The sequence below is a fragment of the Bacterioplanes sanyensis genome, from assembly GCF_014652515.1.
Taxonomy (GTDB): domain Bacteria; phylum Pseudomonadota; class Gammaproteobacteria; order Pseudomonadales; family Oceanobacteraceae; genus Bacterioplanes; species Bacterioplanes sanyensis.
Map to the genome: position 1 here is coordinate 1 of NZ_BMYY01000005.1, position 11,804 is coordinate 11,804.

Here is an 11,804-nt window from a genome sequence, read left to right on the forward strand (position 1 = left end):
TGAGGGGCGTTTAGACGCTCACATCGACCTGTGACTGGCTGACACAGAATTTTGAACACCCTCTCATACTCTCCTTCTATTATCTGAGTACAAGCCTCCTCGGCACTAGCCCAACTTGGATATTCGAATCCCACACCACTCAGAAGGTAACCAGGGCACTCTGTGTTTAGCTCAAAACCTTTACTTACGAGGTACTCACAGGCGCGCACAAAGCTATCAGAAGCTAAGCCATTTACAATAAATGCGCACTCTAATTCGCTATAAGATTTCAAAGTCATACTCCATTGATCACTAAGGCATACTTAACAGATGAGCCAAAGCATTCACCCTCTAATCTGACCATAGTTAATAGAAACCAATGGATCTAGAGTCACAGCAAAGCTCTCCTTAAACTCGGAGTTTTCATACGACAACATGGTTATCACCCTAAACCCATCTCTATCATATGAAAGCTTTATCTCAGAGACACTTTCCTTGCATACACAAGCAATAGTATTTCCTCTACTAACAAGAACAGCCTGAACCGACGTCTGCGCAAGATTAAAAGAAAAAACCAGTTCAAGATCGCCACCACAACCATAACGAAATTCAAACTCAACCTCTTCACACCTCACCGGCTCTTGTTCAAAAAAACCGACAAACTCATAAATATCTGGCGCTTTTGTATATAAAACCACTGTAAAACTCACCCCATAGAAAAACCGTTATAAACAACATTTTACCATCAAACTGACCTTAATATTTGATTAAAAAGACCCTCCTGATTACCGAAACAAAGGTGACTCCCTGATTTCAGGCTTCCCATATGGATCAGCTTGCGCCCTTATTGTGTTTTGGATAAGTACACTCTGCGAGGAAGAGCCCACGAAAGTCGGCTCATCTCCTATAGCCTTAGATCCTCCATGATTTAAATCACCTTAGACAGTAGCTGCTCATCATCAAGCTCATATTCTTCACGATCGGCGTCAGGGTTATACAAATCAGCAACGCAAAAAATACTTGAAAGACATTCACTTAAACTACTTTCATCTTTTTGCAGAAGATTATTATCACGCTCGAACCGCCAAAGCTCAATATATGCATTTGAAAACTCAGAGGAAGTTAACCTTCCACTAGAGAATGACTTCGCTAAGGCTAAAATGGTAATACTCATCGCAACAACTATTAGATATTAAACATTTAAAATTATACATGGCAATAACCTCCCAAAATAGATTATTAAAGAATATCGCTCAAACGGGTTGATCGTATTTGCTTGGCCACCTCAGGGCTAACACATACCTTCGTCACGGAATCACTTTGACAGAGCTTAGAGAGTCAACTCTCGGATACCCCCCAAGTGGAGAAAAGTCAACCTTCCAGATATCAAGCTCATACAACACCCCATCCGAGTCAAAATTGAGGCTTATTGAAAGCTCAACACCGTCAGCTTCATCTTTAGCCATAGCCTCGACCTGCAAGCCTAAACTACGTAACTCATCAGGCGTAGATGAAAGAAACTTTAAGCTCCCCATTCCGCCGTCACTCATAGCTTCCACCTGGACTTCTCTGAAATCTATGCCAATCGAATCCAAACCTGATTTTTTAAGCAAGCTCTCTACCAATAATCTTTCAGCTAAAAATAACTTTCTCATCGATCCTCCTTGTCGAATTATAAACCAACTCCAAACTTCGCCGTCTATCCGTTTAAAAATCCAACTTAAATCAGAATCAATTCGACATCAGAGAAACAGGGCCATGATATATCACCTAGCCGCTACAAAGTAAGCTGCCACAATTTGGATAGCTTATAATGAGTGTATTACTATTAACCCGCAAACTTAGCAAATTTCAATTGATTTGAGCTGTCCTTCATCGTCAAAAAGAATTGTCACACTACCATATGGACAATCTACTGTAATAGTCTCATTTTTGAAATCTTCATCGACAATACCGGACTTCTTTCCGTCTGGATCATTGAATTTCAGCTCCAAAAAGAAGTCGTCTGCTTGATGGTGATTAGAAGGAGAGCCTTCCTCTCCCTTCAATGCCAGACCTAGGTATTTCATTATCTCTTTAATATGTACTTCTGCCATAAAAATTCTATTTCAATGCGACTAATTCACATAGTTTTTCAGATGCTTCCTAGCTTTATCTAGAGCATCCATAAAATCATCCAGTTTGAATGTCATACTAAAATCTAGACTCATTGAATCAGAAAGAATCTCCACCTCTATGTTTTCCACCCCACCGTCCATATTCAACTGAGCTATCTGCTCGCCATTATACTGCAGCTCAACAGTCATTTCCTCATATCGGAGGTCACTGTAACTGACAATTTCAAAACCTGACTGCAGTTTAATAGACATTAGTTCATCCTTTAAATCCACAACCCCTGAAAAAGACCCATCCTTATTAAATCTAAGCCCTTGTCCACTTGGCATACGAACTTCTAAACCGCCATGCCCATAATTTTAAATTCAGACATTGAGTTGTTCAGAGTATCATCCACTATCTGTTGTGCTTACTTGTTTCGTACAGCTGCATTGCCCGAAAGTGGAAGGAATGTACCTGAAGATCGCTGTCCTGCAGCATGCTTGTCTAGAGCGCGGGCAGATACAGTCAAGTCAGTATTCTTGAGTTTCTTTGAAGCAGCACTTGAAAGATCGTCAATAGTACGGCCAAACTGCTTCAGTGCCTTATTTGCGACGGCGGTTCCCAAGCTACCACTACCCACCCCCAATGACGTACGAACCGCACCACTTCCTCCAAGCTTAAGGAGGTCAGTCATAGCGAACTGTACTCCATCGAAGTGATTCCAGCTGCCAGCAAGAGTACTTGAACTGTCTAATATCGCCGGAACATTGGCATATACAGTGGGTAAGTTACCAAAACTACTACCGCTGCTGGAGCAACTCGCCAAGTAGCTGCTGCAGAGAGAGTTATATTTGCATTTTTCCCCGCGCTGCAGTTGATAGTCATCTCCTCCCAGAGCGATATGCCCCCAGCGCTCTTGCTGAGGTGCGTCGTAGCTGCCTGTCCATTGCCAACTATCACTACTCTCTGGAATTGTTTGCTGGTTGGCTGCGATGGCAATGTACTGCTCACCCGCAAAGATTACCTGCTCGCCCGCTTGGTAGTTTTTATTGATGTACCAGCTTGGCTGGCACAGAGGCTGTGAGCTTGGATCTTGCAGCCTTTGGTGCGCCGCGCCGAAATTAACCAAGCCATTGCCCATGCCTACTGTATTCGCGGCATCAGGACTTTGTGTTGTGTTCATCACAGCATCAATAAGTTCATGACGACTTACATCTGCATGCACAGACCAAAGTTTTGCTAACCCCGCTGAGGTAATGGCAGCCGCCTGAGAAGTCCCAGATAGCGCGATCATAGGCGCACTTTGTCGCTCAATATGCCATTGCTCGGCAGCATTCGCATCGATCGGCTGTCATGCGATGGAACCACACACATCAACGCCAACAAAAACCAGCAAAAGACAGAGTAAAAGCACGCATGCTTTTTAAGTTTCATGGTCACTCCTTTATGGACCTTGGTAAGGGGGGGGCGGGGAATTTATTTCGAATTTTATTCGTAGTCAACGCTATTTATTGAAATAAAACCCGACCAAGGAAAATGATAAAAAAGTTATTTTTTGATTTTAAGACATTGGTCGAATAGCCATATCAAAAGCAGGCAAAGGCGATACGTTTAAGTCAGCCTTGTAGCCGCAATCATCGGCTCAAATGACAATATAAGTAATAAAAATATTTTTAAGAATTTGCTTAAAGATTACTCTGAACGCAAGCGAAGCCAGTGGGGCCGATGAGCGCACTAAAGCATGCAAGCTGCTGACTCAGAATGCTAGCGCTCGAATATGCCCCGCTTTTTTGTGCAGAAATCAGCCAGCCTTGGGCAGCCTTAAGGTCACACTGGTGCCTTTACCCGGTGTGCTTTCTATTTGAATTTCACCGCCGTGATTACTTAACACATTGTAGGCAACGGTGAGGCCCATACCGGTACCCTGACCGACTTCTTTGCGGGTGAAAAATGGGTTGACGGCACAGCTAATGTCTTCGCTGGTCATGCCGACACCAGAGTCGTGCACTACGATGGAGATAAATTTATCGTCGCTGTCGTAGGCAACTTCTAAGGTGCCACCGCCCGGCATGGCCTCATAGGCATTCACCAAGACTTTGCCAATGGCCATGCGCAACTGATCGGGGAAGCAAGGCACGGAAGGAGCACCGTCACTTTGGTGAATGACGCGCACTTGCTGTTTGTTTTCAACATGAATATCGGCCAGGGCGGAATCAACCAAGCGCGATACTACCTCGTTACTCTTTTCACTGTTCTCATTCACGGCGAAGGTTTTCAGCTCGCTGACAATATTACGCACCCGGTCCAAACTGCCTTTGGAGGTTTTGATTAAATCGGGGGCGTCTTCGCGCACGAAGTCTAAATCAATCGATTCGCGCAGCTCTTCTAGTACGGCCCGCACGGCTTTGTTGGCAATGTCACCTTCGGCTTTTTGGTACTGATCCGCCAGGCCGACCAACTCAGTTAAATATTCACTTAAGGTGGCAATATTGCTGTACACCACAGCAACCGGATTATTAATTTCGTGCGCCATGCCGGCCGCCAAATGCCCTAACGAGGCCATGCGTTGGGCTTGCAACAGCAAGTCTTGCGTGCGCTGAAGCTCGTCCAAACTGCTGCGCAGTTGGCTATTGGAGTCATGCAGCGCTTGGGTGCGAGCACGGACTTTTTCTTCGAGTTGCTCATTCAGCTGGCGAACGCGGGTTTCTGCTTGCTGGCGTTGGTGAATTTCTTCATCCATGGCCGCCAGTAGATGATTCATCTTGCCGACTAGGTCATCCAGCTCGCTGTGTTGTAACGGCTCTTCGACCGCCAATGGCACAGTCACCGGCGACTGTGGGTCGACATCGATGATGCGGGCGGCCAAACGCCGAATAGGGCCGGTTAAGCGCTGGCGAAATACCAAAATCAGCACCGCGGCTAACACCACGTTGCGCAATAAATCAAGAATTAACGCTAACGATGCCCGCGCTTCAAAGCCTTGATGAATGAGTTTTTCATCCACCCAAACATTGAGGTAGCCGAGTATTTCGCGCCGCTGCGAGAAGACCTGTGGTGCACGCAGCTCAATAATGTAGGACTGAATATGTGATTGATTGGCAACAATATCTTCAGCGCTCAGACCGGCGCGGACCTGAAACTGGGTATCGGCCTCCACCACCGAAGCGGCGACAATGCCCTGATTTAATAACAGCGCCGATAACAGAGTTTGCAGCGCGCCTGAGTCGTAATTGTAGAGGCCTAGCGCTGCTGGGCCACTTTGACGTTTCAATACGGCATTGGTGGCTTGTTCGAAGCGCTCACTCTCAGACAAGTAGTCGTAACTAATTTGAATGGCGCTGAAAATCAGTCCGAAAGAAACGCTAAACAGAATGACATAGAGGGTCAGGCGTCTTTCAATTGAGCGCACATGAGATTTCAAAAGCGTTTCTCCGACCAAGTGGAGCCATTAGTATAGCGAGCCTGCTGCCATTGCTGCCTAGCAATCAATAGCAAAGCTGGGCCATTCATCAAGATGCCATAAAACAGTGCCACCAACGCCAACTGTGGCTGCCCTAAAATGCTGGCCGCAATCACCATTGCCGTGCCGGCGTTTTGAATGCCCACTTCCACCACCAGAGTTTGCCGCGTTTGGCGCGACCATGGCTGACTAAGTAGCCGAGTGAGCAACATGGCAGAAACACATAGCCCCAAGCACGCCAGCGTGGTCGCCGACCATAGCTGCGGCAGGCGCTCTAAATTGACCGCCGTCATCCACACCACCAGTACCATAAATAAGCCAAAGGCCAAACGATTGAGTGCTTCGCGCCAGCGCACCACCCAGCGAGGCTGCCAATGCGCCAGCAGCATTCCTAGTAGTAAAGGCAGTGCAGTAATTAACAGCAGTGGCAGTGCTGTTTTTAACCAAGGCAGTTGCAAGGCTAAAGGTTCGGCCTGCAAAAGCGATAGCTGCAGGTTAACCGATAGCGGAATCAAGACCGGCGCAAGTAAGCTCACCACCGCCGTCAGCGTCACCGACAGCGCGCCATCACCACCGCTTAAATGGCTAATGATGTTGGAAGTCGCCCCACCTGGGCAGGCGGCGAGAATCACCAACCCCGTCGCCAGCATGGGGGGCAGCTGCAGCCATAAAATCCACCCCACGGCCAGCATAGGCAGCAGCAGCCATTGCAACGCCAGACCGAAGGCCACTTCGCTGGGGCGCTGCAATACCCGACGAAAATGCGCCGGCGTCAGCGATAACCCCATCACCAGCATCATGCCGGCCAGGGCCACGGGTAACATCCATTGACTGATCATGGCTTGCATGACAATTCCTTATAACGGTAAAGCCGAGCGATCCAACACACGGCGCAGCACAAAGCTGGAATGTACACCCGTTACGCCGTCGATGCGCGTTAATGTGCCCAGCAGCAACTCTTGATAAGCGTCCATATCTTCCACCAGCACTTTCAGCACGTAATCTGCCGACTGGCCAGTGATGAGATAGCATTCAAGCACACTGCTGCACTGAGTCACCGTGTGTTCAAACTGCTTAAAACGCTCAGGCGTATGGCGATCCATACTGATGTGCACCAACGCCATTAAATCCAAACCAAGTAACCGCGCATTAAGGTGGGCACGGTAGCCTTCAATTAAGCCGCATTCTTCCAGTGCCTTCACCCGCCTGGAACAGGGCGACGGCGATAAACCAATGCGCTCCGCCAGTTGCAAATTGGTCAAGCTGCCGTCTTGCTGCAGCAAACTCAGGATGCGCTGGTCGGTGCGGTCTAGTTTGGGTAACTCCACCCCTTTACTCATAACGGCTTTCCCATAAATAGGTGAGGCTAAAGCAATGACAATGGCCTGATGTTAACAGCCATTTGTTAAGAATCCAGCTGCAAGGGTGATTTGTATCAATAAAGTCAAAATAAAAGACATTATTCACCCATAAATCGGCAAATCTCTGTTCATTTCGCAAACTAATAGCCAGAGCTTTTAGCTACAGTATGCACACTGGCTCACAAGGCCAAACCTGCCCGCCACTGCCGGGAAATGCCTTTACCCAAGGCTGCAGTTACACGACTTATCCAGTCGATTACAGCACTGATTTCGCCATTACCAAGGACACCCAGATGAACACCCAGGTTAGCTTCAGCCACCGTGGTCAGCCATTTAACCACCGCCGCTACCAACGCTTTGCCGCCATCAACAAGCAAGATCGTCTCTGGCCCAATCAGCAGATCGAGCAAGCACCGCTGTGGTGCTCCGTTGATCTGCGCGACGGCAACCAAGCGTTGATCGAGCCGATGAACGTCGAGCAAAAACAGCACATGTGGCAGCTGCTGCTGGATCTGGGATTCAAACACATTGAGGTCGGCTTTCCGGCCGCGTCTCAGCCCGATTTTGATTTCGTGCGCTGGCTGATTGAAGCCAATCAAATCCCTGAAGACGTCACCATTCAAGTGTTGGTGCAGGCGCGTGACGAGTTAATTGAACGCACCTTTGAAGCGCTCGCAGGCGCCCGCCGCGCCATTGTGCACGTCTATAACTCCACCTCGCCGGTGCAGCGTCAGCGTGTATTTGGCTTGGACCAACAAGGCATCATCGACATTGCCCGCCAAGGGGCAGCCAAAGTCAAAAGCGAGGCGCAGCGCTACCCAGCCACCGAGTGGACGTTCCAATATTCACCCGAGAGCTTCTCCACCACAGAAGTCGAGTTTGCCGTTGAAGTGTGCAACGCCGTCATCGATGTTTGGCAGCCGAGTGCGGAGCACAAAGCCATCATCAACTTACCGGCCACCGTTGAAGCCTGCACACCCAATGCCTTTGCCGATTTGGTAGAATGGTTCTGCGACCATGTGCAGCAACGCGACAGCCTGGTCATCAGCATTCATACCCACAATGATCGCGGCTGTGCCGTTGCCGCCGCCGAAATGGCGCTGCTGGCTGGCGCCGATCGCATTGAAGGCACCTTGCTGGGTAACGGCGAGCGCACGGGCAATATGGACATAGTCACCATGGCCATGAACCTCTACAGCCAGGGCATCGACCCTCAGCTCGATTTAAGCCGCCCCGATGACATCATCGCCACGGTAGAAAGTTGCACCCGTATCAAGACCCATCCGCGCCACCCATGGGTAGGAGAGCTGGTGTACACCGCCTTTTCCGGCAGCCACCAAGACGCCATTCGCAAATGCCTGGCGCAACAAGACGACGACGAGCCTTGGGACGTGGCCTATTTGCCCATCGATCCAAAGGACCTGGGCCGCTCTTATCAATCCGTGATTCGCGTGAACAGCCAATCGGGCAAAGGCGGCGCCGCGTATTTATTAGAGCAACAGTTGGGCATTGAGCTGCCGCGCTGGCTGCAAGTCGAGTTGGCCACGCCGGTGCAGCAGTTGGCCGAACGCCATCAAGGTGAGCTGGAAGTCGAACAGGTGTTGGCCTTGTTCCGCCAGCACTTTATGCCGCGCGATGGCCGTTTTCACTTAGCCGGCTATCAAGTCGACCGCCAGGGCAATCAGCATCACCTGCAAGCGTCGGTCAGTGACGATAACGATATGTTGCTGGTGCATGGCCAGGGCAGCGGTGCCATCAGCGCCTTTGCCGATGCCATTCACAAAGCAACGGGCATCGACATTCAAGTACTGCAGTTCGACGAGCAAGCCACCGAGCACGGCTCCGATGCCGCCGCCATTGCCATGGTCCAGGTCAGTGTGCGGGGTCAAAGGGCCTGCGGTGTCGCCCGCGATCGCGATACCTTGGCGGCTTCACTGCAAGCGATTCTGCGTGCGGTTAACCTGGCCGTCGCAGCACCGGCATTAAGCCGGGCCGGATAACAAGCCATTCCCCTTACCTGCTACCGGCTCAGAGCTTGCTCTGATGCCGGTTTTTTTATCGGTTATCAAACCAGAAATCGTGCGAATAAAATGTCATGAGGCACAAACATAGGCACACTTCGCCGCCAACGCCCGAGGTTTCTGGCAGGCTGTTTAGTGGGTACTCATTGACAGTTTCAGCCGCTAACAACGGCACTTTTTATGTTCTGCCAAGCTGCTAACTTAAGTCGGTCTTTCATCCGTGGGAGCGGCGGCCATGACCTTAATTCGTCTGAAGTTTCACAGTCCAGATCAGCAGGGAAAAGCTCAGCCTCGCCAGATACGCGTCGTGCTTAGGCGCACTCCGACGGCTGACGCCATCTTGCAAGCCTTGCCTTTTACCGCCACGGTGCAAACCTGGGGCAAAGAAGTCATGTTTGACTGCCCCATTCGCGCCTATCGCGAAGACAACGCCGTCAATGTGGTCAAACCCGGCGACATGGCCTTTTGGGCCGACGGTAGCTGCATCGCCATTGGCTATGGCCCCACGCCCATTTCACGCCACGGTGAAATACGCCTCGCCAGCCAGTGCAATATTTGGGGAGATGCCTTGGATGATGTTTCTCTGCTGTCGAGCATTGCCGCCGGCACCGCCGTGTATGTCGACCACGATCAAGAAGAGCGCAGCTGAAGCACTTGGGCGTGAATGCCATGGCGGGCAAAGCACTGAAACCAGGCTCGCTGATTGCCTTGCAAGCTATCGCCCGGGCCTTTGACTTCCAGCCATTGATAGCCGCCTTGATCGTCAAACCAGATTAAATCTGGCATGCCACTGCGATGGCGGCGCACATCACGCCAAACAAAATCAAACATGGCTTGCCAATGCGCTGGCGGTATGGTCGCTAGCGCTTGCGGCAATGCCTCGGGCCATAACCATTCCAGCGCCGGCCAATGCACCAGCGGATTGGCGATGCCGTTTTTTTGCTGCCAGCGCTGCTCTAACAATGCCAGCCAAGCATCTGTACCTCGCTGCCACTGCTGCTGGCAAGCGTCATACTCGCCTTGGCGGCGACTCAGAAAATCGGTTTCGTATAAATCCGCTGGGCGATGCTGAAAAGGGTGAAAAAACGCACCGCTCACGCTCGCAAAAATCACCGGCCAAAACGTTAAGCCAAATACGCTGGTGAGCAAATGATTTTCAACGTAATACCCCCTGCCGCCATGCTCACGCTGCCAAGCATGCAGCGCCGCTTGCTCAACGCCCTGCTGCTGCCACACGCTTTGCTCATCGCTATCGGCCAGCAGTAACACCTGCTCAGGCGGCGCGACATTGGGCACCTCCAGCTGCGGGCATTTCATCCGCGGTATAAACTGCTGACAAAACTGGCGCTCCTCCTCCGACCAAGGGTTGGCCAGCATTTCGGCTGCCAGCTGCAGGCGCTCAGGGGATTGCTGGCGCTGCAAAATCCGTAGCTGGCGCTCCCGTGCCGGATGACGCTGGCACAAACCATAATGCTGCACTGCCAACTCATGCTCACCTAAGCGCTCCAACTGCCGCGCCATCGTTAACCGCAAGCGCTCAATACGCCGTGCCATGGTGGCATCGGTGGCGGCGGGCAACGCCTGTAGCTGCTCTATTAGCTGCGTCGCAGACAGGCTTTTAATCTCCGGCAATTGTTGACGCCAGCGCTCAAACTGCAGGTGAGCTTCAATGTGCTGGCGCTGATTAAATAGCCGCTGCTCTGCTTCCAGCGAATACGCTTCATAGCGATAAATGCCCAAGTCGCTGAGCACAAACTCAGTCAGGCTTTGCTGCAATTGGCCGAAAAACAATAGCTGTAGCAGCTCCATAAAAGCTTGGCTGGTGACTTCTAACAGCGGCTCAAGCACCAGTTGCGCACAGCGCTCTGGCAGCAACAGCGCGGCGGCTTGTTGCAGATCTACACGGCTTAAACTGCGCCACCCCGAAATATTTAATCGCTGCCCCAGCTCTGCTTTGGTGAAAAGAGCGACGGTGTTTGGTATTTGCTCAGCGTCCAGTTCGCTGCTGTGCCAATAGCGAATAAAACCGGCGTCTGCCAGCTGCTGGGCAGCCTGAGGCAATTCAGGGATTTCGTCGTAATGGAGCTTTTCTAAGCGAAACCAGGTGCCTTTGCGTGACAGCAGGCGCACATACAAACACTGCGCTGGCAGTGAAAGCCGTTGATACGCCATCAGCCATTGCTGCTCTTGTTTCGAGAGCAAATCGGCATACAAGCGCTGGGCTTGGTCGATCAGCTGTTGAAAGTTGCTGTGGTAATAGGTCGGGGGCAGATCAGGGAGGGTTATCATAGAGGGCTACGACCAATTAAACATCAGCCCAGAGCTTTAGGCTCTGGGCTAATACGGCCTAAAAAGGCCGTTTACGAAAGTCTGCAGACCTCCGAAATGACCGGCGCCAAACGCCGGCGGCCGCTATTAGTGAACGTGGCCGTGCTCTTTTTCTTCATCGCTGGCATCGCGAATGGCTTCAACTTTTACGCTAAACGCCAGCGACTTGCCCGCCAGAGGGTGGTTGGCATCGACGGTGACTGTCGCGTCGTCAACTTCAGTCACGATCAGGTTAACCGGGCCTTGCTCGGTTTGTGCAGTAAAGGCCATGCCTGGTTCTACTTTTTCAACGCCTTGGAATGCATCCATAGGTACCTGTTGGATGCGGTCGTCGCTGCGCTCGCCGTAAGCATCGGCTGCTTCAACGGTCACTTCGAATTCGTCACCGATGGCTTTACCTTCCAGTGCGTTTTCCAGGCCTGGAATGATGTTTTGTGCGCCGTGCAAATAAGTCATCGGCTCGCCGCCTTCGGAAGAGTCGATGGTTTCGCCGCTGTCGACGTCAACAACTTTGTAGTGAATGGTGACGACTTTATGCTGAGCAATGGTCATATCGTT

The 11,804-nt window shown here is 50.9% G+C and carries 13 protein-coding genes; 2 read left to right on the forward strand and 11 right to left on the reverse strand.

Annotated features, from left to right (window positions below; all coding sequences use genetic code 11):
* Window positions 1-323: 323 nt before the first annotated feature.
* From IE090_RS09065 to IE090_RS09105, 9 genes are all read right to left on the reverse strand, one after another.
* A complete protein-coding gene (locus IE090_RS09065) occupies window positions 324-689 on the reverse strand; it encodes a hypothetical protein (RefSeq protein WP_189388057.1) in 366 nt (121 codons plus the stop codon).
* A gap of 218 nt (window positions 690-907) precedes the next feature.
* The gene (locus tag IE090_RS09070) at window positions 908-1,153 is read right to left on the reverse strand and encodes a colicin immunity domain-containing protein (protein ID WP_189388058.1); all 246 of its coding nucleotides are present in this window, start codon (window positions 1,151-1,153) and stop codon (window positions 908-910) included.
* Window positions 1,154-1,286: 133 nt separating this feature from the next.
* Window positions 1,287-1,634 (reverse strand): DUF6984 family protein, encoded by a 348-nt coding sequence (locus tag IE090_RS09075; RefSeq protein WP_229815630.1) that lies wholly within the window; start codon window positions 1,632-1,634, stop codon window positions 1,287-1,289.
* A gap of 186 nt (window positions 1,635-1,820) precedes the next feature.
* Complete coding sequence (locus IE090_RS09080; protein ID WP_189388059.1) at window positions 1,821-2,075, reverse strand: hypothetical protein; 255 nt, start codon at window positions 2,073-2,075, stop codon at window positions 1,821-1,823.
* A gap of 21 nt (window positions 2,076-2,096) precedes the next feature.
* Window positions 2,097-2,423: a hypothetical protein gene (locus IE090_RS09085; protein WP_229815633.1), complete on the reverse strand. Its 327-nt coding sequence runs from the start codon at window positions 2,421-2,423 to the stop codon at window positions 2,097-2,099.
* Between the two features lie 80 nt (window positions 2,424-2,503).
* Entirely contained in the window at window positions 2,504-3,370 is an 867-nt protein-coding gene (locus IE090_RS09090) for a S8 family serine peptidase (protein ID WP_189388060.1), read from the reverse strand.
* A 507-nt stretch (window positions 3,371-3,877) separates the two neighbouring features.
* Window positions 3,878-5,497: a sensor histidine kinase gene (locus tag IE090_RS09095; protein WP_189388061.1), complete on the reverse strand. Its 1,620-nt coding sequence runs from the start codon at window positions 5,495-5,497 to the stop codon at window positions 3,878-3,880.
* Window positions 5,494-6,384 (reverse strand): bile acid:sodium symporter family protein, encoded by an 891-nt coding sequence (locus IE090_RS09100; protein ID WP_189388062.1) that lies wholly within the window; start codon window positions 6,382-6,384, stop codon window positions 5,494-5,496. The genes IE090_RS09095 and IE090_RS09100 overlap by 4 nt, the downstream gene beginning before the upstream one ends.
* A 9-nt stretch (window positions 6,385-6,393) precedes the next feature.
* Window positions 6,394-6,876, reverse strand: a complete 483-nt coding sequence (locus IE090_RS09105; RefSeq protein ID WP_189388063.1) for an Lrp/AsnC family transcriptional regulator — start codon at window positions 6,874-6,876, stop codon at window positions 6,394-6,396.
* Between the two features lie 314 nt (window positions 6,877-7,190).
* On the opposite strand from IE090_RS09105, the gene IE090_RS09110 reads away from it, so the two are divergent.
* Complete coding sequence (locus IE090_RS09110; protein ID WP_189388064.1) at window positions 7,191-8,897, forward strand: 2-isopropylmalate synthase; 1,707 nt, start codon at window positions 7,191-7,193, stop codon at window positions 8,895-8,897.
* A gap of 256 nt (window positions 8,898-9,153) precedes the next feature.
* Window positions 9,154-9,567 (forward strand): cyclophilin-like fold protein, encoded by a 414-nt coding sequence (locus tag IE090_RS09115; RefSeq protein ID WP_189388065.1) that lies wholly within the window; start codon window positions 9,154-9,156, stop codon window positions 9,565-9,567.
* Here the strand turns inward: IE090_RS09115 and IE090_RS09120 are convergent.
* Window positions 9,549-11,207: a VRR-NUC domain-containing protein gene (locus IE090_RS09120; protein WP_189388066.1), complete on the reverse strand. Its 1,659-nt coding sequence runs from the start codon at window positions 11,205-11,207 to the stop codon at window positions 9,549-9,551. The genes IE090_RS09115 and IE090_RS09120 overlap by 19 nt on opposite strands.
* A 126-nt stretch (window positions 11,208-11,333) precedes the next feature.
* Window positions 11,334-11,798 (reverse strand): FKBP-type peptidyl-prolyl cis-trans isomerase, encoded by a 465-nt coding sequence (locus tag IE090_RS09125; protein ID WP_189388067.1) that lies wholly within the window; start codon window positions 11,796-11,798, stop codon window positions 11,334-11,336.
* Between the last annotated feature and the right edge of the window lie 6 nt (window positions 11,799-11,804).

Excerpts from the sequence above, each read along its gene's own strand:
- IE090_RS09070 (WP_189388058.1), bottom strand. The coding sequence starts at position 1,153 with ATGAGTATTACCATTTTAGCCTTAGCGAAGTCATTCTCTAGTGGAAGG.
- IE090_RS09075 (WP_229815630.1), bottom strand. The coding sequence starts at position 1,634 with ATGAGAAAGTTATTTTTAGCTGAAAGATTATTGGTAGAGAGCTTGCTT.
- IE090_RS09080 (WP_189388059.1), bottom strand. The coding sequence starts at position 2,075 with ATGGCAGAAGTACATATTAAAGAGATAATGAAATACCTAGGTCTGGCA.
- IE090_RS09085 (WP_229815633.1), bottom strand. The coding sequence starts at position 2,423 with ATGCCAAGTGGACAAGGGCTTAGATTTAATAAGGATGGGTCTTTTTCA.
- IE090_RS09090 (WP_189388060.1), bottom strand. The coding sequence starts at position 3,370 with ATGATCGCGCTATCTGGGACTTCTCAGGCGGCTGCCATTACCTCAGCG.
- IE090_RS09100 (WP_189388062.1), bottom strand. The coding sequence starts at position 6,384 with ATGCAAGCCATGATCAGTCAATGGATGTTACCCGTGGCCCTGGCCGGC.
- IE090_RS09105 (WP_189388063.1), bottom strand. The coding sequence starts at position 6,876 with ATGAGTAAAGGGGTGGAGTTACCCAAACTAGACCGCACCGACCAGCGC.
- IE090_RS09110 (WP_189388064.1), top strand. The coding sequence starts at position 7,191 with ATGAACACCCAGGTTAGCTTCAGCCACCGTGGTCAGCCATTTAACCAC.
- IE090_RS09115 (WP_189388065.1), top strand. The coding sequence starts at position 9,154 with ATGACCTTAATTCGTCTGAAGTTTCACAGTCCAGATCAGCAGGGAAAA.
- IE090_RS09120 (WP_189388066.1), bottom strand. The coding sequence starts at position 11,207 with ATGATAACCCTCCCTGATCTGCCCCCGACCTATTACCACAGCAACTTT.
- IE090_RS09125 (WP_189388067.1), bottom strand. The coding sequence starts at position 11,798 with ATGACCATTGCTCAGCATAAAGTCGTCACCATTCACTACAAAGTTGTT.